Annotated in this window: 20 protein-coding genes; 10 read left to right on the forward strand and 10 right to left on the reverse strand. The window is 59.1% G+C overall.

The window, feature by feature from the left end; all coding sequences use genetic code 11:
- Positions 1 to 10: 10 nt before the first annotated feature.
- Positions 11 to 3,043, forward strand: coding sequence for a multidrug efflux RND transporter permease subunit (locus tag DFS28_RS25605; RefSeq protein ID WP_111451972.1), 3,033 nt, complete (start codon positions 11 to 13; stop codon positions 3,041 to 3,043).
- A 178-nt stretch (positions 3,044 to 3,221) separates the two neighbouring features.
- Here DFS28_RS25605 and DFS28_RS25610 read toward each other — a convergent pair whose 3' ends face one another.
- From DFS28_RS25610 to colR, 5 genes are all read right to left on the reverse strand, one after another.
- Entirely contained in the window at positions 3,222 to 3,449 is a 228-nt protein-coding gene (locus DFS28_RS25610; RefSeq protein WP_111451973.1) for a hypothetical protein, read from the reverse strand.
- Between the two features lie 2 nt (positions 3,450 to 3,451).
- Positions 3,452 to 4,165, reverse strand: a complete 714-nt coding sequence (locus tag DFS28_RS25615) for a lipopolysaccharide kinase InaA family protein (protein ID WP_111451974.1) — start codon at positions 4,163 to 4,165, stop codon at positions 3,452 to 3,454.
- Positions 4,166 to 4,169: 4 nt separating this feature from the next.
- Complete coding sequence (locus tag DFS28_RS25620) at positions 4,170 to 4,838, reverse strand: class I SAM-dependent methyltransferase (RefSeq protein WP_111452038.1); 669 nt, start codon at positions 4,836 to 4,838, stop codon at positions 4,170 to 4,172.
- 162 nt (positions 4,839 to 5,000) lie between these two features.
- Entirely contained in the window at positions 5,001 to 6,278 is a 1,278-nt protein-coding gene (locus tag DFS28_RS25625) for a HAMP domain-containing sensor histidine kinase (RefSeq protein ID WP_111451975.1), read from the reverse strand.
- Positions 6,268 to 6,951 (reverse strand): two-component system response regulator ColR, encoded by a 684-nt coding sequence (gene colR / locus DFS28_RS25630; RefSeq protein ID WP_020799911.1) that lies wholly within the window; start codon positions 6,949 to 6,951, stop codon positions 6,268 to 6,270. The genes DFS28_RS25625 and colR overlap by 11 nt, the downstream gene beginning before the upstream one ends.
- 204 nt (positions 6,952 to 7,155) lie before the next feature.
- Here colR and DFS28_RS25635 point away from each other — a divergent pair, with 204 nt between their 5' ends.
- Entirely contained in the window at positions 7,156 to 9,105 is a 1,950-nt protein-coding gene (locus DFS28_RS25635; protein WP_111451976.1) for an LTA synthase family protein, read from the forward strand.
- 54 nt (positions 9,106 to 9,159) lie between these two features.
- Positions 9,160 to 9,903: a phosphatase PAP2 family protein gene (locus DFS28_RS25640; RefSeq protein ID WP_111451977.1), complete on the forward strand. Its 744-nt coding sequence runs from the start codon at positions 9,160 to 9,162 to the stop codon at positions 9,901 to 9,903.
- Between the two features lie 185 nt (positions 9,904 to 10,088).
- Here DFS28_RS25640 and groL read toward each other — a convergent pair whose 3' ends face one another.
- The 4 genes from groL to DFS28_RS25660 all read right to left on the reverse strand — a co-directional run bounded on the left by groL (position 10,089) and on the right by DFS28_RS25660 (position 13,598).
- Entirely contained in the window at positions 10,089 to 11,732 is a 1,644-nt protein-coding gene (gene groL / locus DFS28_RS25645; RefSeq protein WP_008155543.1) for a chaperonin GroEL, read from the reverse strand.
- A gap of 49 nt (positions 11,733 to 11,781) precedes the next feature.
- Complete coding sequence (locus DFS28_RS25650) at positions 11,782 to 12,075, reverse strand: co-chaperone GroES (protein ID WP_008155545.1); 294 nt, start codon at positions 12,073 to 12,075, stop codon at positions 11,782 to 11,784.
- A gap of 248 nt (positions 12,076 to 12,323) precedes the next feature.
- Complete coding sequence (locus DFS28_RS25655; RefSeq protein ID WP_008155548.1) at positions 12,324 to 12,800, reverse strand: FxsA family protein; 477 nt, start codon at positions 12,798 to 12,800, stop codon at positions 12,324 to 12,326.
- A gap of 66 nt (positions 12,801 to 12,866) precedes the next feature.
- Positions 12,867 to 13,598, reverse strand: a complete 732-nt coding sequence (locus DFS28_RS25660; protein ID WP_008155551.1) for a HugZ family protein — start codon at positions 13,596 to 13,598, stop codon at positions 12,867 to 12,869.
- A 168-nt stretch (positions 13,599 to 13,766) separates the two neighbouring features.
- Here DFS28_RS25660 and DFS28_RS25665 point away from each other — a divergent pair, with 168 nt between their 5' ends.
- Positions 13,767 to 14,525 carry an SDR family oxidoreductase gene (locus DFS28_RS25665; protein ID WP_111451978.1) on the forward strand — a complete coding sequence of 253 codons (759 nt, stop codon included), beginning with the start codon at positions 13,767 to 13,769 and terminating at the stop codon, positions 14,523 to 14,525.
- Positions 14,526 to 14,686: 161 nt separating this feature from the next.
- On the opposite strand, the gene apbC is transcribed toward DFS28_RS25665, so the two are convergent.
- The gene (gene apbC / locus DFS28_RS25670) at positions 14,687 to 15,781 is read right to left on the reverse strand and encodes an iron-sulfur cluster carrier protein ApbC (RefSeq protein WP_111451979.1); all 1,095 of its coding nucleotides are present in this window, start codon (positions 15,779 to 15,781) and stop codon (positions 14,687 to 14,689) included.
- Positions 15,782 to 16,148: 367 nt separating this feature from the next.
- Here apbC and metG point away from each other — a divergent pair, with 367 nt between their 5' ends.
- The 6 genes from metG to DFS28_RS25700 all read left to right on the forward strand — a co-directional run bounded on the left by metG (position 16,149) and on the right by DFS28_RS25700 (position 22,086).
- Complete coding sequence (gene metG, locus DFS28_RS25675) at positions 16,149 to 18,200, forward strand: methionine--tRNA ligase (protein ID WP_046047100.1); 2,052 nt, start codon at positions 16,149 to 16,151, stop codon at positions 18,198 to 18,200.
- A gap of 142 nt (positions 18,201 to 18,342) precedes the next feature.
- Positions 18,343 to 18,912, forward strand: coding sequence for an electron transport complex protein RnfA (locus tag DFS28_RS25680; RefSeq protein WP_111451980.1), 570 nt, complete (start codon positions 18,343 to 18,345; stop codon positions 18,910 to 18,912).
- Entirely contained in the window at positions 18,909 to 19,919 is a 1,011-nt protein-coding gene (rsxB, locus tag DFS28_RS25685) for an electron transport complex subunit RsxB (protein WP_111451981.1), read from the forward strand. The genes DFS28_RS25680 and rsxB overlap by 4 nt, the downstream gene beginning before the upstream one ends.
- Positions 19,906 to 20,898, forward strand: a complete 993-nt coding sequence (locus tag DFS28_RS25690) for an RnfABCDGE type electron transport complex subunit D (RefSeq protein ID WP_111451982.1) — start codon at positions 19,906 to 19,908, stop codon at positions 20,896 to 20,898. Before rsxB ends, DFS28_RS25690 begins: the two co-directional genes overlap by 14 nt.
- Positions 20,895 to 21,506, forward strand: coding sequence for an RnfABCDGE type electron transport complex subunit G (locus tag DFS28_RS25695; protein ID WP_111451983.1), 612 nt, complete (start codon positions 20,895 to 20,897; stop codon positions 21,504 to 21,506). Before DFS28_RS25690 ends, DFS28_RS25695 begins: the two co-directional genes overlap by 4 nt.
- A complete protein-coding gene (locus DFS28_RS25700) occupies positions 21,499 to 22,086 on the forward strand; it encodes an Rnf-Nqr domain containing protein (RefSeq protein ID WP_111451984.1) in 588 nt (195 codons plus the stop codon). Before DFS28_RS25695 ends, DFS28_RS25700 begins: the two co-directional genes overlap by 8 nt.
- Positions 22,087 to 22,110 lie beyond the last annotated feature (24 nt).

Consider the following 22,110-nt stretch of genomic DNA (forward strand, 5'->3'; position numbering starts at 1 on the left):
AGGAATCCCCATGGCTTTTACCGACCCGTTCATCCGCCGCCCGGTGCTCGCCACCGTGGTCAGCCTGTTGATTGTGCTGCTGGGCTTCCAGGCCTGGAGCAAATTGCCGCTGCGCCAATATCCACAAATGGAAAACGCCCTGATCACGGTGACCACCGCTTATCCCGGGGCCAACGCCGAAACCATTCAGGGCTACATCACCCAACCGATGCAGCAAAGTCTGGCCAGCGCCGAGGGCATCGACTACATGACCTCGGTCAGTCGCCAGAACTTCTCGGTGATTTCGATCTACGCGCGCATCGGCTCCAACAGCGACCGCTTGTTCACCGAACTGCTGGCCAAAGCCAACGAGGTAAAAAACCAGCTGCCTCAGGACGCCGAAGACCCGGTGCTGAGCAAGGAAGCCGCCGACGCCTCGGCATTGATGTACATCAGCTTCTTCAGCAAGGAGCTGAGCAACCCGCAAATTACCGACTACCTGTCGCGGGTGATCCAGCCAAAACTGGCGACCCTGCCGGGCATGGCTGAAGCCGAGATTCTCGGCAACCAGGTATTTGCCATGCGCCTGTGGCTGGACCCGGTCAAGCTGGCCGGTTTCGGCCTGAGTGCCAGCGACGTGACCGATGCCGTGCGCAAATACAACTTCCTCTCCGCCGCCGGCGAAGTGAAAGGCGAGTACGTCGTCACCAGCATCAACGCCAATACCGAGCTCAAGTCCGCCGAAGCCTTTGCCGCGATTCCGCTCAAGGTCGAGGGCGACAGTCGCGTGCTGCTCAGCGATGTGGCGCGGGTTGAAATGGGGGCGGAAAACTACAATTCGATCAGCTCCTTCGGCGGCACCCCTTCGGTGTACATCGGCATCAAGGCCACACCCGGCGCCAACCCGCTGGACGTGATCAAGGAAGTGCGCAAGATCATGCCGGACCTGGAAGCCCAGCTGCCGCCGAACCTCAAAGGTGAAATCGCCTACGACGCTACGCTGTTTATCCAAGCCTCGATCAACGAGGTGATCAAAACATTGTTCGAAGCAGTGCTGATCGTCATCGTGGTGGTGTTCCTGTTCCTCGGCGCACTGCGTTCGGTGGTGATCCCGGTCGTCACCATCCCGCTGTCGATGATCGGCGTGATGTTCTTCATGCAGATGATGGGCTACTCGATCAATCTGTTGACGTTGCTGGCGATGGTATTGGCCATCGGTCTGGTGGTGGACGATGCCATTGTGGTGGTGGAAAACATCCACCGGCACATCGAAGAAGGCAAGACGCCGCTGGATGCGGCCATCGAAGGCGCCCGGGAAATCGCCATGCCGGTGGTCTCGATGACCATCACCCTGGCGGCGGTCTATGCGCCGATCGGCTTCCTGACGGGGCTCACGGGGGCGCTGTTCAAGGAGTTCGCCCTGACCCTGGCCGGCGCGGTGGTGATCTCCGGCATCGTCGCCCTGACCCTGTCGCCAATGATGTGCGCCCTCCTGCTGCGTCACGACGAAAATCCCAGCGGTCTGGCCCATCGCCTGGACCTGATTTTCGAAGGCCTCAAGCGCCGTTACCAAAGCATACTCCACGGTACCCTCAACACCCGGCCGGTGGTGCTGGTGTTCGCGGTGATCGTGCTGTGCCTGATTCCGGTGCTGCTCAAATTCACCAAGTCGGAACTGGCGCCGGATGAGGACCAGGGCATCATTTTCATGATGGCCAACGCCCCGCAACCGGCCAACCTCGACTACCTGAGCGCCTACACTGACGAGTTCGTCACGATCTTCAAGACGTTTCCCGAGTACTACTCGTCGTTCCAGATCAATGGCTTCAACGGCGTGCAATCGGGGATCGGCGGCTTCCTGCTCAAGCCGTGGAACGAACGCAGCCGCACGCAAATGCAGATCCTGCCCGAGGTACAGGCCAAACTGGAGAGCATTTCCGGTTTGCAAATCTTCGGCTTCAACCTGCCTTCCCTGCCCGGTACCGGCGAGGGGCTGCCGTTTCAGTTCGTCATCAACTCCGCCAAGGATTACGAGTCGCTGCTGCAAGTGACCGACCGGGTGAAAAAGCGGGCAATGGAATCCGGCAAGTTCGCCTTCGTCGACGTCGACCTGGCCTTCGACAAACCGGAAGTGGTGGTGGATATCGACCGCGCCAAGGCCGCACAGATGGGTGTTTCCATGCAGGACCTGGGCGGGACGCTCGCGACATTGCTGGGGGAGTCGGAGATCAACCGTTTCACCATTGAAGGTCGCAGCTACAAAGTCATCGCGCAGGTCGAACGGCCCTTCCGGGATAACCCCGACTGGCTGAACAATTATTACGTCAAGAACACCCAAGGCGAACTGCTGGCCCTGTCGACCCTGATCACCGTGACCGACCGGGCGCGTCCACGGCAGTTGAACCAGTTCCAGCAACTCAACTCGGCCATCCTGTCCGGGGTGCCGCTGGTCAGCATGGGTGAAGCCATCGACACCGTGCGCCAGATCGCCCGGGAAGAGGCGCCGGTGGGTTATGCCTTCGACTATGCCGGCGCATCACGGCAATACGTCCAGGAAGGCAGTGCGCTGTGGGTCACCTTCGCCTTGGCGCTGGCGATCATTTTCCTGGTGTTGGCGGCCCAGTTCGAAAGCTTCCGCGATCCACTGGTGATTCTGGTGACCGTACCTTTGTCGATCTGTGGCGCGCTGATCCCGCTGTTCCTGGGTTGGTCGAGCATGAACATCTACACCCAGGTCGGCCTGGTGACGTTGATCGGGCTGATCAGCAAGCACGGAATCCTGATCGTCGAATTTGCCAACCAGTTACGCAAGGACAAAGGCCTGACGACGCGCGAGGCCGTGGAGGAAGCGGCGGCCATTCGTCTGCGTCCGGTGTTGATGACCACCGCTGCGATGGTGTTCGGTATGGTGCCGTTGATCATCGCCACGGGGGCGGGCGCCGTCAGCCGGTTCGACATCGGCATGGTGATCGCCACGGGGATGTCGATCGGGACGTTGTTTACGTTGTTTGTGCTGCCGTGCGTGTACACGCTTTTGGCAAAACCCGATAAACCCTCACGCTAAGATCGTTCCCACGCTCTGCGTGGGAATGCCTCTACGGACGCTCTGCGTTCGGCTTTGAGGGGACGCGGAGCGTCCCAGGCTGCATTCCCACGCAGAGCGTGGGAACGATCGGAGCTCTGTAGGTGGGAATAAAAAAGGCCTCGCATTTGCGAGGCCTTTTATTTGGGCTTCAATCTGTTCAACTTTGTGGCCTCAATCCTTGAGAAAGTCCGAACATGAACAGCAATAAATCATGATCGGGTTGGGATGCCACGGATGCCTTCGCAACGCGTGGCAACGGACAGTGCGCGTCGCCATTCACTGAACTGAGGACTTGCGTGCGGGGCTGCTCCCAAGCCGCCACCGCCAGAGAAGCAACTGCCAAGGCACCTAATAAAAATACACCTCGTGCAATTTCGAGTTTCATTGCTATAAACCCTTGATAGCGCTGCCAAACGCCGTCCTATAAAAGTAGACGAGTTTCTGCCAGTCCGTCGTGCTGAACGACGAGTGGCGACGCAATTGCTTCATGTCATGAGTCGCCGCTTGCCGGGCGGTCAAACGCTGCCGGCCTTTCTCCAGATCGATCAAGGCCACTTCAACTTTGCAAGCCTCGCCTTCGCCGGTGATGCCCACGAATACGTGCTTGAAGTAGAGGCAGCCGTGCTGCCAGCGGCCCTTGTGCATCCGGGCCAGGCTCTCGGCCAGTTCCTTCAACACTCGATCATGCACAGCCTCACCGTGACGCTCGCGACCGCCGCCAGCGTACCAGTGTTCGATTTCCTCGAAGCCGTCCAGCGCCTTGGTGATCAGCAATGCGCGCCATTTATGCACCGGATCGCGCTGTGCACCGCAGAAAACGAGTTCCGGAACGCGAACGTCGAGCTGGTTCAGGCCGATGAGCGCATCGCGCTCGCGCAATACTGTCGGCCGACCGAATGGATGCAGCAAGCTGCGATAGATATGCCCGGTCTGACGTTTAACGTAAAGCAGCTGTCCACTGCTGCTCACGACGCGCTGCACGCCGCTTTCTCCACCGCGACGGACGTTGGGTTCTTCGACCCATTCACCGCGCTGATTCCAGAAATAGTCGAAGCGATCCTGAGGAGCGACGTCCGTTTCTGCTGCACACTGCACTGCCATTCTGTTACCTCTTGCGTAATACGTAGACCCGCCACATGGCATAGAGCGGTAAAAAGTCCAGTTGTTCCTGAATGAGAAAACCCGCCTGCTCAAATTCCTTTTCAACCGTAGCAGCCGGTAACACAAAGCGATTTTGGTAACCTCCCTGCTCACGGGTTTTCTCGAGGCGCTTGCGTTTCCACGCTTTGAAATTGCCGTCCACCCATAGGGAAAGGATCACGCTATCACGTGTGACACGCTCGAATTCACGCAAAATGGCCAGTCGGTGCTCGGCTTCACCGATGTGATGGAGCAAACGCATGCAGAAAATGTTGTCGACGGCGTTATCAGGCAAGGCGATGTCGAATGCAGAAGTGTGCAAGGGTTGTACCCGTTTCACCACCTCGGCAGGTTGCGCCTTCATGGCAATCTTCAGCATGGATTCGGAGTTGTCGGCGCCAATGATCGCACGATTGGTTTTTTCCGCCAGCAATGGCCAGAAACGTCCCGCACCACAGGGCAAATCGAGGATCAGCCCAGGGTCACCGGCCAGTGCCAGCGCCTTGCGTGCCAGTTGCTCGTCACGCCAGTGGGACAGGCGGCGGCCAAGGCCATCCTTGTGTTTACGCAGGTATTGTTGAGCGTGTTGATCGTCGTATTTTTCGGAAAATTCAAGTTTGACCGGGCCGTCCATCATCAAGATTTCCTGAGTTGCTGATGGCTCTCACGATAGGTAGCACCGTGTCAGCGACAGGTCATACCGTTGTGAAAAATATGTCATGTAAAACCGCGAATTGTTTCGAGGACTTACAAGATGAAAACGAATGCTCCGGATAAATGCGTTTCAACAAGGCGATCAGTTGTTCGTTGACAACTCCACCTGAAAACGACAGCCGTTGGGTTCCATGTTCGTCAGGCTGACGCTCCAACCCTGGTTTTCACAGATCCGCTGCACCAGCGACAACCCCAGGCCCAGGCCTTCGCCGCGTTTCTCGCTGCCCCGCACAAAGGGCTCGAACATTGCCTCGCGTTTGTCCTCGGGAATGCCCACGCCACTGTCCTCGACCATGAAACCGGTGGCCGTCAGCGTCAGGCGAATAAACCCGTGCTCGGTGTAATGCAGCGCATTACGCAGCAGGTTGCCCATAACCGCGTGCAGAAGGGTTGCGTTGTAGCTCGTGTTGGCCGGATTTCCCGGTTCAAAGATCAGCTCCAGCCCCTTGGTCTCGATCGGCTCGCGCCACTGATTGAGCAGTCCATCGGCGACCTGGTTCAGGGTCTGCTGGGGCGACATGCTGGCGTCTTCACGTTGTGCGCGGGCCAACATCAGAAAGGTTTGCACCAGCTCGCGCATCTCTTCACAGGCGCGGGCGATTCGCTCGACCTGAGCACGTCCACGCTGATCAATGCCGGAGTTTTCCAGCAACAGCTCGCAGGAACTGGCCAGCACCATCAAGGGCGTGCGCAGCTCGTGGCTGACGTCACTGGTGAACAACCGTTCGCGGGTCAACGCCTGGCGCAAGCGCCCGAGGGTGGCGTCGAAGGCCACGGCCAACTCGCCCACCTCATCAGCGGCGTAATCCGGCGCCAGGGGTGGCGCCAGACCTAACAATTGGTCACGGTGACGGACCTGGCGGGCCAGTCGCACCACCGGCGCCATCACTTTGCGCGCGAGTATCCAGCCGAGAAACACCGCCAATGCCAGACTCAGGACGAAGCCCACCAGCACCACGGCAAACAGCACCCGTTCACGCTCTTCGAAATCGCTCTGATCCTGCAACAGTACATAACGCCGGCCGTCGACGACTTCGACCATCGCGTGATACGACAGCTGTTCGCGAAACACTTCGTGAAAGCCCGGGTCCAGGTGCCGCAAGTCCTTGGGGAGATTGAAATCTCCCGGCCCGCCACTGAAATAGAACAGCTGGTCCGGCTCAGGGCGATGGCTCCAGTCCGTGACACTGTCCATGAGCAACAGCCGTTGTAAATCGCCCCCCAGTCCTGCCGAAATCAGTTTTTCTTCCACCAGGTGCACAGTCGCCACAATGCCCATGGCAAAGGTTCCCGCGACCAGTGCGCTCATCAACGCAAAGGCGATGATGATCCGTTGAGCAAGGCTCTGCTTAAACTCCATCACGGCCCTCGGCCAAGCGATAACCCACACCGTGCACGGTTTGCAGCAACGGTTTGGCGAACGGCTTGTCGATCACCTGGCGCAATTGATGGACGTGGCTGCGCAGACTGTCGCTGTCAGGGCAGTCATCCCCCCACAGCGCCTCTTCGAGAATCTCGCGGCGCAGTACGTGCGGACTTTTCTGCATCAGCACGGCCAGCAACTTCAGGCCCACCGGGTTGAGTTTGAGCAGGCGACCTTCGCGGGTGACTTCCAGGGTGTCGAGGTCGTAGCTCAAATCGCCAACCTGCAACGTACGGCGTCCACCGCCCTGGGTACGACGCATGACCGCCTCGATGCGCGCCGCCAATTCAGACAGGGCAAAGGGTTTGATCAGGTAATCATCAGCGCCGGATTTGAAACCTTGCAGCCGGTCGTCCAATTGATCGCGGGCGGTGAGCATGATCACCGGCGTGTCGCGGCGCGCGTCTTCGCGCAGGCGTTTGCACAGGGTGTAACCGTCGATGCCTGGCAACATGATGTCGAGCACGATCAAGTCGTAATGCTCGGTGGCGGCCAAGTGCAAGCCTGACAAACCGTCCTGCGCGCAATCCACGGTATAACCCTTGAGCCCCAGGTAATCGGCCAGGTTGGCCAGGATATCGCGGTTGTCTTCAACCAATAGAATTCGCATGGTTATCTCCTGCGTACACAGTAACGGCCGTCTTGGCCCGCGCAGCTTAAGGCCAAGTGTGGCTCAGGGCTAGGATTACGGTACCTGGAATCAATCCGCTCAACCAAATGTTAGGCTTAACAAGTTTTTCACTATCGATTCACAAGCCAACTACAGTGGCGGGGCGAAAATCCCACGCATTTGTTGTTAAGGAATGTACACACAATGGACTTCTTCAAGACCGCGCCAATGCGCCTTCTCCTGCTCGTGACCGGCGCATGGCTGGTCATTTTCTTGCTGACCCGCACGGTGCTGCTGCTCACCCATCTGGACGAGGCCGGTAGCGGATTTCTGTCAGTGTTTGGCATCGGCCTGCTGTACGACCTGGGCTTCATTGCCTATGCAGCGCTGCCGATGGGCCTCTACTTGTCGCTCTGCCCACCGGCCTTGTGGCGTCGCCGTGGCCACCGCTGGCTCCTTCAGGGGCTGCTGACCGTCAGCCTGTTCGCCATGTTGTTCACTTCCGTGGCCGAATGGCTGTTTTGGGATGAGTTTGGTGTGCGATTCAACTTCATCGCCGTCGATTACCTGGTGTATTCCGATGAAGTGCTGAACAACCTCCTTGAGTCCTACCCGATCGGCACACTGCTGAGCATCCTTGCCGTGTTGGCCATCGCCCTGAGCTTTGCATTGCGCAAACCGTTCAATGCCGCGCTGGACGCACCATTGCCGCCATTGCGCGGGCGCCTGCTGAATGCGCTGGGCCTGTTGATTGTCGCAGGCCTGAGCTTGCAACTGCTCAGCCAGGATTCGCCGCGCGCCCAGGGCGGTAACGCCTATCAAAACGAACTGGCGAGCAATGGGCCCTATCAGTTCTTCGCTGCATTCCGTAACAACGAACTGGATTACCCGCAGTTCTACAGCAGCCTGCCGCCGGCAATTGTTGCTCAGCAGATTCGTGCCGAACTGAGTGAACCCAACGCGAATTTCATCGGCGAGGATCCACAGGACATTCGCCGGATGATCGACAACCCGGGCACTGTGCGCAAACCCAACATTGTGCTGGTGACGATTGAAAGCTTCAGCGCCAAGTACATGGGCAGTAACGGCGACGCCCGTAACCTGACACCCAATCTCGATGCCTTGCGCAAACAGAGCCTGTACTTCAATAACTTCTACGCCACCGGCACCCGCACCGATCGCGGCCTCGAGGCCATTACCCTGGCGATCCCGCCAACTCCAGGGCGTTCGATCGTCAAGCGTGTGGGGCGTGAAAGCGGTTTCGCCAGCCTCGGCCAGCAACTCAGCGCCGTGGGTTACGACAGCGTGTTCGTCTATGGCGGACGCGGTTACTTCGACAATATGAACGCGTTCTTCAGTGGCAACGGTTACCGGGTGGTGGACCAGAGCAGCGTCGATGAATCAGAGATCCATTTTAAAAATGCCTGGGGCATGGCTGACGAAGACCTCTACAAGCAAACCCTCAAACTGGCCGACGCTGACTACGCGAAACAGCAGCCGTTTCTGCTGCAATTGATGACCACCTCCAACCATCGTCCTTATACCTACCCGGACAACCGGATCGACATCAAATCCGGCAACGGTCGCGACGGTGCGGTGAAGTACACCGACTATGCCATTGGTCAGTTCCTCGATCAGGCGCGCCAAAAGCCGTGGTTTGACAATACAATCTTCGTCTTCGTCGCCGACCACACGGCCGGCAGCGCCGGCAAGGAAGACTTGCCGATCAGCAACTATCAGATTCCGCTGTTCATCTATGCACCGAAGCTGATCGATGCACGGGAAACCGCGCAACTGGCCAGCCAGATCGACCTGGCGCCGACCTTGCTCGGTTTGCTGAACCTGGATTATCAATCGACCTTCTTCGGCCGCAACTTGCTGCAGGACAATCCACTGCCGCCCCGCGTGGTCGTTGGTAATTACCAGCATCTGGGCTTGTTCGACGGTAAGAATTTGGCGATCCTGAGCCCTCGCCAAGGGCTGCGGCGCCATGATGATGCACTGACCGAAAGCCGCGAATCCCGGGCCACCGCCAGCGATCCATTGATTGTCCGGGCTATTACCTATTACCAAACCGCCAGTTATGGCTTCAAGCAACAGCTGCTTGGCTGGAAGACGCCCATGGAGGGCACCGACCAAGTCAGCGCACATTAATCGAATCGCCCCGGGCTGATGCCCCGGGGCTTTTTCCTTAGTTCAGGATCCTCCATGTCATCAATTGCTGTCCGCCCCGCCTCCCGACCGCTCAATTTCTGGGTGTGCCTGGGCGTTCCCGTCTTCGCGGCAATCGTTCTGGTGCTGCTCGAACTGACGTCCCTGGACATGGACCTTGCCAAACTGCTCTATGACCCGATCACGGGGGAATTCATCGGGCGGCACAGTTACTTCCTGGAAGACATCCTGCATGACCGCGCCAAGCAGGTGGTCATCGCCTTCTCGGTGTTGGCCATCTTCGGTTTCATCGCCTCCTTTTTCATGGACCGGCTCAAACCGATCAAACGGGAACTGGGCTGTCTGGTGCTGTCTTTGGCGCTGGCAACCTCCTTTGTCACGCCAGTCAAGGCGGTGACGGCCGTTCAATGCCCGTGGAGCCTTGAGCAGTTTGGCGGTCACGAAACCTATAGCGAACTGCTCAGCCCTCGCCCGCATACCGATAAACCCGGCCGTTGCTGGCCCGGCGGTCATGCGGCAACCGGTTTCACACTGTTTGCGCTGTTCTTTGTCCTGCGTGACCGTCGTCCGCGCCTGGCGCGCAAGGCATTTGTGTTCGCTTTCGCCTTGGGCACGGTGTTTTCCATCAGCCGGATGATGCAGGGCGCGCACTTCTTTTCGCACAACGTGTGGACGGCGATTTTCTGCTGGCTGATTTGTCTGGGGGCGTATTACTACATCCTGTATCGCCCAGCCTCGAAGGCTGATCGAGAGTCCGAAGCCCAACCTGTCAATGCCTGAAACATTGCGTAGAACCTGTAGGAGCAAAGCTTGCTCGCGATGAACGATAACGCGGTGTAACTGATACACCGCGGCGCCTGAATCGCGAGCAAGCTATGCTCCTACGGGACAGGGTAAATTCCGGGCAATAAAAAACCCCGCCTGCTTAGCGCAGGCGGGGTTTTTTCGTACAGGGTAAGGCTGGCTTACATCATGCCGCCCATGCCGCCCATACCGCCCATGTCTGGCATGCCGCCGCCAGCTGGACCGTCTTCCTTGATCTCAGCGATCATGGCTTCGGTGGTGATCATCAGGCTGGCAATCGACGAAGCCGCTTGCAGAGCCGAACGAGTCACTTTAGCCGGGTCCAGGATACCCATTTCGATCATGTCGCCGTATTCGCCGGTAGCAGCGTTGTAACCGTAGTTACCCGAACCCTGCTTGACCTTGTCGACTACTACGCTTGGCTCGTCACCGGAGTTGGCAACGATCTGACGCAGTGGCGCTTCAACAGCGCGACGCAGCAACTGGATGCCAACGTTCTGGTCATCGTTGTCGCCTTTCAGCTCGGAGATAGCCTGCAGAGCGCGAACCAGTGCCACGCCGCCGCCAGGTACCACGCCTTCTTCAACGGCTGCACGGGTAGCGTGCAGGGCGTCTTCAACGCGGGCTTTCTTCTCTTTCATTTCAACTTCGGAACCAGCGCCAACCTTGATCACTGCAACGCCGCCGGACAGTTTGGCCAGACGCTCTTGCAGTTTTTCACGGTCGTAGTCGGACGAAGTGTCGGCCACTTGCTGACGGATCTGCAGAACGCGAGCCTGGATGTCAGCCTCAACGCCGGCACCGTCGATCACGGTGGTGTTTTCTTTGGACAGGATCACGCGCTTGGCATTACCCAGGTGTTCCAGGGTAGTGCTTTCCAGGCTCAGACCGATCTCTTCGGAGATAACGGTACCGCCAGTCAGAACAGCGATGTCCTGCAGCATGGCCTTGCGACGGTCGCCGAAGCCTGGAGCCTTGACGGCTGCGACTTTAACGATGCCACGCATGTTGTTCACAACCAGAGTCGCCAGGGCTTCGCCTTCAACGTCTTCGGCCACGATCAGCAGTGGACGGCCGGCTTTGGCAACGGCTTCCAGTACTGGCAGCATTTCGCGGATGTTCGAGATCTTTTTGTCGACCAGCAGGATCAGCGGACCGTCCAGCTCGGCAGTCATGGTCTCTGGCTTGTTGACGAAGTACGGGGACAGGTAGCCACGGTCGAACTGCATGCCTTCAACAACCGACAGTTCGTTTTCCAGGCCCGAGCCTTCTTCAACGGTGATCACGCCTTCTTTACCGACTTTTTCCATGGCTTCGGCAATGATGTCGCCGATGGAGCTGTCGGAGTTGGCCGAGATGGTGCCGACCTGAGCGATGGCCTTGGTGTCAGCGCAAGGCTTGGACAGGGCTTTGAGCTCTTTGACGATAGCGATGGTCGCTTTGTCGATGCCGCGCTTCAGGTCCATCGGGTTCATGCCGGCAGCGACGGCTTTCAGGCCTTCGTTGACGATCGATTGAGCCAGAACGGTAGCGGTGGTGGTGCCGTCGCCTGCGTCATCGTTGGCACGGGAGGCAACGTCTTTGACCAGCTGCGCGCCCATGTTTTCGAAGCGATCTTTCAGCTCGATTTCTTTGGCAACGGACACGCCGTCCTTGGTGATGGTCGGAGCGCCGAAGCTCTTCTCGATGATCACGTTACGGCCTTTAGGGCCCAGGGTCGCTTTTACTGCGTCAGCCAGGACGTTGACACCGGCGAGCATTTTCTTGCGGGCGGAATCGCCGAATTTAACTTCTTTAGCAGCCATGATCGATATTCCTTAAATACTTTGTAGTAGCGGGAAAATGAGCGGGGAATCAGCCTTCGATAACGGCGAGGATTTCGCTCTCGCCAATTACCAGCAGGTCTTCGCCGTCGACTTTCACGGTGTTGCTGCCGGAGTACGGGCCGAACACAACCTTGTCACCCACTTTCACAGCCAGTGCACGCACTTCACCGTTTTCCAGTGCTTTGCCTGGACCTACGGCGAGAACTTCACCCTGGTTTGGCTTTTCAGCAGCCGAACCTGGCAGGACGATACCGCCAGCGGTTTTCTTTTCTTCTTCGCTGCGACGGACGACGACGCGGTCATGCAGAGGACGAAGCTTCATTGTCGATCTCTCCTAATTGTGGTTTTCATCGGCCGGTGTATTCCCGGCGGGTTTAACAAATCCGGCGGTGCCGGGTGCGGTTCGTCGAGCGAACCGCGGAAGTCTGTCTGGCGCAATCGCCAGAAACCTTGCGGTGACCGTTACATAAGGGCGCATAAGCTTATTACAAGGGCGAGGAAGCAAATTTTTTCAGGTTGCTGCCCCACAAACGAACACGGCACCCGAAGGTGCCGTGCCGGTGGTGCGGACTACTTGGTATCGCGGTGTTCGAATTCGCCTTCGATCACATTGGGTTCACGGCCCAGCGGCTCGCGTGGAGCAGGACCGCCACGTGGCTGAAGGTCGTCGGCGAATGCACGCTGACGGATGGCCGCCTCTTCGGCACGCTGGCGCATTTTATTGGCCAACAGTCGACGAGAGATCGGCAGCAACATGATCAGACCCAGCACGTCAGTGACGAAACCCGGCAGGATCAACAGACCACCCGCCAGCGCCAGCATCAAACCTTCGAGCATGGTCTGTGCCGGCAACTCGCCGCGGTTCAGGCTTTCACGCGCACGCAATGCAGTTGCCAGACCAGCGATACGCAGCACAAACACGCCGAGCATCGAGCCGAGAATGACCAGCAGCAGGGCCGGGAAAAACCCGATCGCCCCGCTGACCTTGACGAATACGAACAGCTCCAACACCGGAAACAGTACAAAGAGCAATAAAAAAGGGCGCATCAAATGGTTCCTCAACGCAAGAATGCCTTGCCAGTCTTCCCTAGATGACGTCGCCGATTCGTGAATTCAAGCATCGGCCACTTCATTTTTCGGCCAATGTTCGGCGTGAGCCAGGAAAACCAAGGCTTCGCGCACTTGTGTCGGCGTATTACACGGCGCTTGAAACCGCAACCAATAGAGCCCCTGACCAATGCGCAGGTGCATGCCTTCGGTGTCGATACCCGCCAGTTGCGCCGGCTCGGTTTTCGGCAGGCCCGCCAGTTCGACGTAATGGGCGATGGCTTTGGCGTGATCGGCATTCATGTGCTCGACCATGCTTGCTTCGGCTTTTCCGGCGAACGGGTTGGCCAGCGTTAACTGATCGACCCAGTGAATCGCACCGAAACCGCCGATGTAACGGTGACGTACCGGTTTGAGCACCCAGAAATCGAAATCGTGGGCCTTGTGGTAGCTCTGCGAATCCGGGAAATAGCGGTAGTAACGCTCAGCCGCCGCTTCGATGGCTGACTCGTCCTCGAGCTTTTCTGCTTCGGCGAGATAGGTCAGGCGACCAACGGCTTGCACATCTTCGGCCCCGCGCTCACCCACAAACAGTGAGCATTTTGGATCTTTCTGCAGGTTGTGGGTGTGCTGGGCAATGCGGCTGATAAGGATCAGCGGCCAACCCTGTTCGTCCAGACAGTACGGAACCACGGAGCCAAACGGGAAACCGGGCATCGCCTTGGAGTGCGTCGAGAGCACTCCACGGTATTCCTTGAGAAGCAATTCTCGGGCATTCTTGGCCGCTTCAACGCTCAATTTATGACTCCTTATTAGAATCCGTCAAAAAAACGGACAGGCGCCTGGGGATAAGTTCCAGCACGCTATCGGGGCAGTTCTCATGTGCAGCCAGGCCATCAGGTGCAGATCGAGAGGCTACTCTCTAAAAGGAAACCACTCCTCTGACCTGCTATTGGGGGCATGCGAATGCAACTCACTGACAAAGTAATCATTATCACCGGCGGTTGCCAGGGTTTAGGGCGTTCCATGGCCGAGTATTTCGCCGGTAAAGGCGCGAAGCTGGCGCTGGTGGACCTGAACCAGGAAAAGCTCGACGACACCGTCGCCGCTTGCAAGGCTAAAGGCGTCGAGGCTCGCGCTTATCTGTGCAATGTCGCCAATGAGGAGCAAGTGACCCATATGGCCGCCCAGGTGGCCGAAGACTTCGGTGCGATCCATGGCCTGATCAACAACGCCGGGATCCTGCGCGATGGCTTGCTCATCAAGGTCAAGGACGGCGAGATGACCAAGATGAGTCTGGCCCAGTGGCAGTCGGTCATCGACGTCAATCTGACCGGCGTATTCCTGTGCACCCGTGAAGTCGCGGCCAAAATGATCGAGCTGAACAACAGCGGCACGATCATTAATATCTCGTCGATCTCCCGTGCTGGCAACGCAGGCCAGACCAACTACTCCGCCGCCAAGGCCGGTGTCGCCGCGATGACCGTGACCTGGGCGAAGGAATTGGCACGCTACGGTATTCGTGTGGCAGGCATTGCACCGGGTTTTATCGAAACCGAAATGACGCTGAGCATGAAGCCTGAGGCGCTGGAGAAGATAACGTCGGTGATTCCACTCAAGCGCATGGGCACGCCTGAAGAGATTGCCCATTCGGCGGCGTACATCTTCGAGAACGACTACATCAATGGTCGGATTCTGGAGCTGGATGGCGGGTTGCGGATCTAAATCCCGACACAAAACAACTGTGGGAGCGGCTGTGGCGAGGGGATTTATCCCCGTTGGACTGCGAAGCAGGCCCAGTTTTTTGGGGGCGGCTGCGCCACCCAACGGGGATAAATCCCCTCGCCACAGCCCGCTCCCACAGGGGATTGCATTGCTTCAGCGAATCAATCGTCGCTGATGGTGATGTTCGGCATGGCCGGCGTCGCCGCTTCCTGCAACACGATCCGCGCGCCGACATGGCGGGCCAGTTCCTGGTAAACCATTGCAATCGGGCTGTCAGGCTCGGCGATTACCGTTGGCTTGCCGCCGTCGGCCTGTTCGCGGATGGCCATCGCCAGCGGCAACGAAGCCAGCAGCTCGACGCCGTACTGGTTGGCCAGCTTCACACCACCGCCCTCACCGAACAGATGCTCGGCATGCCCGCAGTTGGAGCAGATGTGCACGGCCATGTTTTCCACCACGCCCAGTACCGGGATGTTGACCTTGCGGAACATCTCCACGCCCTTGCGTGCGTCCAGCAATGCCAGGTCTTGCGGCGTGGTAACGATCACCGCGCCGGCCACCGGGACTTTCTGCGCCAGGGTCAGCTGGATGTCGCCGGTGCCTGGTGGCATGTCGATGACCAGGTAATCCAGGTCGCCCCAGGCGGTTTGAGTGACCAGTTGCAACAAGGCGCCGGAAACCATCGGTCCGCGCCAGACCATCGGCGTGTTGTCATCGGTCAGGAACGCCATGGACATGACTTCGACACCGTGGGACTCGATCGGAATAAACCACTTCTGATCCTTGACCTGGGGCCGGGTGCCTTCAGGGATACCGAACATGATGCCCTGACTCGGTCCGTAAATGTCCGCGTCGAGAATCCCGACCTTGGCACCTTCGCGGGCCAGGGCCAACGCCAGGTTGGCGGCGGTGGTTGATTTGCCCACGCCACCCTTGCCGGACGCCACGGCCACCACGTTCTTGACGTTGGCCAGCCCCGGGATCTGCGCTTGAGCCTTGTGCGCGGCAATGACACTGGTGATCTCGACGTGCGCGATGGTCACGCCGTCCAGCCCTTCAATGGCCATTTGCAGTAACTGCGCCCAGCCACTCTTGAACAGGCCGGCAGCGTAACCCAGCTCCAGCTGGACGCTGACGCGATCACCCTGGATATCGATGCCGCGCACGCACCCGGCGCTGACCGGGTCCTGGTTCAAATAAGGGTCGGTGTATTGGCGAAGGACGGCTTCCACCGCTGCGCGATTGACGGCGCTCATGGGCAACTCCGATAGCAAGACTGGAAAATCAGGCGGGTATCCTACGCCGGACACACATTTGTGGCGAACAGATTACTGTGGCTGGAGAGCTTGCCTGTGGCGAGGGGATTTATCCCCGTTCGACTGCGCAGCAGTCGTAAAACCATCGAACACAATGTGCCGATATGCCGATGTAGACCATTTTGGGGGCGGCTTCGCCACCCAACGGGGATAAATCCCCTCGCCACAGATAAATCCCCTCACCAGAGATAAATCCCCTCGCCACAAAAGCACGTTTGTAACAATAAGCCCTTGGGCCGCGGGGGTGAAAAATATGCGCTGGCGCTTTATAGTGGCCGACCTCCGTTTCATCAAGTAGCCGAGCCCCATGTCCGAGCCACGCAAGATCCTCGTCACCAGCGCCCTGCCCTATGCCAATGGTTCGATCCATCTTGGCCACATGCTGGAATACATCCAGACCGATATGTGGGTGCGCTTCCAGAAGCACCGCGGCAATCAATGCATTTATGTCTGCGCCGACGACGCCCACGGTTCGGCCATCATGCTGCGCGCGGAAAAGGAAGGCATCACCCCGGAACAACTGATCGCCAACGTCCAGGCTGAACACAGCGCCGACTTTGCCGAGTTCCTGGTGGACTTCGACAACTTCCACTCCACTCACGCCGAAGAAAACCGTGAGCTGTCGAGCCAGATCTACCTGAAGCTGCGCGACGCCGGGCACATCGCCCAGCGCTCGATCACGCAATATTTCGACCCGGAAAAGAAAATGTTCCTGGCCGACCGCTTCATCAAGGGCACCTGCCCGAAATGCGGCACCGAAGACCAATACGGCGACAACTGCGAAAAATGCGGTGCGACCTACGCGCCGACCGACCTGAAGGATCCGAAGTCGGCGATCTCTGGCGCCACGCCGGTGCTCAAGGATTCCCAGCACTTCTTCTTCAAGCTGCCGGACTTCCAGGAAATGCTGCAAGCCTGGACCCGCAGCGGCACCCTGCAAGAAGCCGTGGCGAACAAAATCGCCGAATGGCTGGACGCCGGCCTGCAACAGTGGGACATCTCCCGCGATGCGCCGTACTTCGGTTTCGAAATCCCCGACGAGCCGGGCAAATACTTCTACGTCTGGCTCGACGCGCCGATCGGCTACATGGCCAGCTTCAAGAACCTTTGCGACCGCACGCCTACACTTGATTTCGACGCGTTCTGGGGCAAAGATTCCACCGCCGAGCTGTACCATTTCATCGGCAAGGACATCGTCAACTTCCACGCCCTGTTCTGGCCAGCCATGCTCGAAGGCGCCGGTTTCCGTAAACCGACCGGTATCAACGTACACGGCTACCTGACCGTTAACGGTCAGAAAATGTCGAAATCCCGCGGCACCTTCATCAAGGCCCGGACCTATCTCGACCACCTGTCGCCGGAATACCTGCGCTACTACTACGCGGCGAAGCTGAGCCGTGGCGTCGATGACCTCGACCTGAACCTCGAAGATTTCGTGCAGAAGGTCAACTCCGACCTGGTCGGCAAAGTCGTCAACATCGCCAGCCGTTGCGCCGGTTTCATCCACAAAGGCAACGCCGGTGTACTGGTGGCGGGCAATGCCGCGCCGGAACTGACCGAAGCGTTCCTGGCCGCAGCGCCGAGCATCGCCGAAGCCTACGAGGCTCGTGACTTCGCCCGTGCCATGCGCGAGATCATGGGCCTGGCCGACCGTGCCAATGCCTGGATCGCCGACAAGGCGCCATGGTCGCTGAACAAACAGGAAGGCAAGCAAGACGAAGTCCAGGCCATCTGCGCCCTGGGCGTCAACCTGTTCCGCCAGCTGGTGATCTTCCTCAAGCCGGTGCTGCCGCTGCTGGCCGCCGATGCCGAGGCGTTCCTGAACGTCGCGCCGCTGACCTGGAACGACCACGCGACCTTGCTCAGCAACCATCAGCTGAACGAGTTCAAACCGTTGATGACCCGTATCGACCCGGTAAAAGTGCAAGCCATGAGCGACGCCTCGAAAGAAGACCTCACCGCCAGCGCTACCGACACCGGCGACGCTGCACCTGCCGGCAATGGCGAACTGGCCAAGGATCCGCTGTCGCCGGAAATCGAGTTCGATGCCTTTGCCGCTGTCGACCTGCGCGTCGCCCTGATCCTCAAGGCCGAACACGTGGAAGGCGCTGACAAGCTGCTACGTCTGACCCTCGACATCGGTGACGAGCAACGCAACGTGTTCTCCGGGATCAAGAGCGCTTATCCGGATCCGTCCAAGCTCAATGGTCGCCTGACCATGATGATCGCCAACCTCAAGCCGCGGAAAATGAAGTTCGGTATATCCGAAGGCATGGTGATGGCGGCCGGCCCTGGCGGTGAGGAAATCTACCTGCTCAGCCCTGACAGCGGCGCCAAGCCTGGTCAGCGCATCAAGTAAGGTTCTGCAGTAAACCGATCCCACAGTCGCGCCTGGCGCGACTGTGGGATTTTCATGTCTGGCCCACCCTCCGTCCTTGCCGGATAATGCCTAAGCTTTTTAGACCGCTCCGTTAAAAAGCCCCGTTCTTGCCGGCACGATCATGACCGAAATTGTTCTTACGCTTATCAGCACTGCCCTGATCAACAACCTCGTGTTGCACTGGCCGCTGGGCGTCGATCCGCTGCTGGGCAACGAGCATCGACAAGTCCACGCGTTGGGCCTTGCGACGACGTGTTTGATGCTGATCGTCGGCACGCTGGGCTACTCGGCCTACCGTTGGTTGCTGGTCCCGCTGGAGCTGACGTCGCTGCGCCTTTTCGTGTTCCTGCCATTAAGCGTTCTGCTGATTGGCCCGCTGCTGAAAGTGCTTTCCCGGTTACTTCCAAAGCTTGCGTTCGATGGCCTCTGGCCCCTGCTGCTGGGCAATGCTGGCGTACTCGGGCTGACGCTGCTCAACGCTCAGGACGACAAAGGCTTCTTCCACGCCCTGGCCCTGAGCCTGGGCGCCGGGCTGGGATTCTGGCTGGTACTGAGCCTGTTCAGCGACTTGCGCCAACGCACCCTCGAAAATGATATCCCCCTGCCCTTTCGCGGTCTGCCCATCGACCTGATCGGCGCCGGACTGATTGCAGTGGCCTTTCTCGGATTCAGCGGACTGATCAAAACATGAGTCTGATTCAACGCATCGATGCCCTCTTGCCGCAGACCCAATGCGGCAAGTGCGGCCACCCCGGATGCAAACCGTACGCCGAAGGCATTGCCAGCGGCGAACCGATCAACAAGTGCCCGCCGGGCGGCAGCGAAACCATCGCGGCCCTGGCCGAGCTGCTGAAAGTGCCGGTGCTGGAACTGGACGTCAGTCGCGGTTCGGCCCCGGCGCAGATCGCCTATATTCGTGAAGCTGAGTGTATTGGTTGCACCAAGTGCATCCAGGCCTGCCCGGTGGATGCCATTGTCGGCGCGGCGAAACTGATGCACACGGTGATCATCGACGAATGCACCGGTTGCGACTTGTGCGTAGCGCCCTGCCCGGTGGATTGCATCGAAATGCGGCCGTTGCCGCTGGACACTGTGCTGCCGGTTGTCGGCGGCCTGGCGTTCAGCCTTGAGGAACAACGCGCCCGGGCGGCCAAGCGCGATCACGCACGGCGCCGATTCGAACAGCGCAACGCTCGCCTGCATCGCGAAGAAGAACAGAAAATCGCCGAACGTCAGGCCCGGGCCCAGCGCACCGTCCAGCACAGTGAGGTCGCAACGCTCGATCCGGTTCAGGCCGCTCTTGAGCGCGTCCGCGCACAGAAGGCAGCCAATGCCGATGCGGCGTTGAAAAAGGCCAAGATCGATCTGGCGATGAGTCGGGCGCAACTGAACAAGTCACTCAAGGCGTTCGGGCATCCGCCGACCTTCGAACAGCAGTCGCAACTGATTGTCTTGCAACAGCAATTCGAGGCTTGCGAACAGGCGTTGGCGCAACTGGAAAGCACTGCACCACCAGTCGCAGCACCCGTCGTTCCGGCGAAAAATGCACAGCTGAATCGGGCAAAGATCCAGTTGGCCATGCGCCGCGCCGAACTCAAGAAAGCCCAGGCCAGCGAAGCGCCGGCGGAGCAGATTGAAGCCCTGGAACTCGCGGTAATTGAAGCCGAGCGTCAGGTAGATGCCTATGCCGCCCCTTGAATCGGTCGACGAGCGCCTTCAGCAGGCCATGAAGCTGGTATTGCTGGCCACCGTGCCGGGGATGTTGGTGTTTTTCTGGCTGTATGGCTGGGGCGTGTTGATCAACCTGATTCTGACGTGTGTTAGCGCACTGGCCGTTGAAGCGGCCGTGTTGCGCTTGCGCGAGCAACCGCTCAAGCCGACCTTGAGCGACGGCAGCGCACTGGTCAGCGCGACGCTGTTGGCGCTGGCCTTGCCGCCTTATTGCCCGTGGTGGCTGACGGTCTGTGCCGCAGCGTTCGCGATGGTGTTCGGCAAACACCTGTATGGCGGCGTTGGCAAGAACCCGTTCAACCCGGCAATGCTGGGCTTCGCCCTGGTGCTGGTGACCTTTCCCCAACAGATGACCCACTGGCCGTCGTCCCATGGACTGGACCTGCTCGGCGGTTTGCAGCAGGTGTTTGGGTTCAGCCTCAGCCAGACTCCGGATGCGTGGGTCCAGGCCACAGCGCTGGACAGCCTGCGGATCAACAAAAGCCTGACCATGGACGAACTGTTTGCCGCTAACCCGGCCTTCGGTCATTTCGGCGGCCGAGGCATGGAATGGGTCAACCTGGCCTTTCTGGCGGGCGGCGCATTTTTGCTGCAACGGCGGGTGTTCAGCTGGCATGCGCCGGTCGGCATGCTGGCCAGCCTGTTCATCATCAGCCTGCTGTGCTGGAACGGCTCGGGCTCCGACTCCCATGGCTCGCCGCTGTTTCATCTGCTCACTGGCGCGAGCATGCTGGGCGCATTCTTCATCGTCACGGAACCGGTGTCCGGCGCAAAAAGCCCCGGCGCGCGACTGCTGTTCGGCGCGGGCGTCGGGCTGCTGACGTACTTGATTCGTACCTGGGGAGGTTATCCGGACGGCGTCGCCTTTGCCGTGCTGTTGATGAACCTCTGTGTGCCGGCGCTGGAGCGGTTTGCCGCCTCCAGACAGGAACGGGGGACGCCATGAGCCGAGCGTCGAGCGTTGTGATCCTGGTGGTGCTGGCAGGCCTGGGGATTGGCGCGACTTACCTCGTGCAGCACACCAGCGCGCCGCGCATTGCGGCCGAACAGCGTCTGATCGACAGTCGTAACCTGCTGGACCTGCTTCCTGCTGAAAGCTACGACAATCAGCCACTGGAACAACCACTCGCCCTCGAAAACACTGGGTTAGCCAATAGCACGCTGCTGGGTGGCTATCTGGCAACCAAGACAGGCCAGACCAGCGCCGTGTTGCTGCGCAGCCAGACCCTGGGTTACGAGGGTTCCATCGAATTGCTGATCGCCATCGGCGCAAACGGCAAGGTACTGGGCGTAAAAACGCTCAAGCAATCGGAAACTCCGGGACTGGGCGGTCGACTCGCCGACTGGCCCAATGCCTGGCTTCAGGCTTTTTCCGGAAAGTCCCGAACCGAACCTGCCGACAATGGCTGGGCCTTGAAAAAGGATCAGGGGCAATTCGATCAAATGGCGGGGGCGACCATTACTTCGAGAGCGGTCATCAGCGCCATCCATGACGCGTTGCGCTATTTCGACGAACATCAGCAACAGTTGATCGGGAGCAGCGCTCATGAATAAGTCATCGATGCTGCAGCATTCGCTGATGCTTGCACCACTGATCGGTGCCACGGATTCATTGGTGTCCGCTCTGGGCTTGTGGCTGATGTTTATCGTGGTGATCAGTGCCTTTGGAGTGAGCATGGGCGCCCTGCGATCCCGACTTGTCCCAGAGACACGTTTGCTTGCCAGCGTCCTGCTGGCGGCCACACTGACCAGTTGCACGGAACTCGCCGTGCAAATCTGGTCGCTGCAATGGCACCAACAGGTAGGGTTCTATGCAGGACTGATTGCCTTGCAATGTGTTGTGCTGGAACACACCGGTTTTCTACAGAGCGCCTGGCGTGATCGCCTGCGCCTGTGTGGCCTGTTCGGTGCGTTGATGGCGGGCCTTGGCGTGCTGCGCGAATTCATCGGCAACGGAACATTCGGCAGCCATCTGCCATGGCTGGCGGGCACTGCGCAAGCGGACTGGCAAGGCTGGGTGCTGGCGACCGACGGTGGCTTGCGCCTGGCCACCCTGGCCCCTGGTGGATTCATTCTGCTGGGACTGCTGATCGCCGCACGTCAGGCCTGGACCCGCTCGACGCCCTCACACTGACCGCCTTCGAGGAAATGCACTGCC

This window comes from Pseudomonas sp. 478 (assembly GCF_003254125.1).
Taxonomy (GTDB): domain Bacteria; phylum Pseudomonadota; class Gammaproteobacteria; order Pseudomonadales; family Pseudomonadaceae; genus Aquipseudomonas.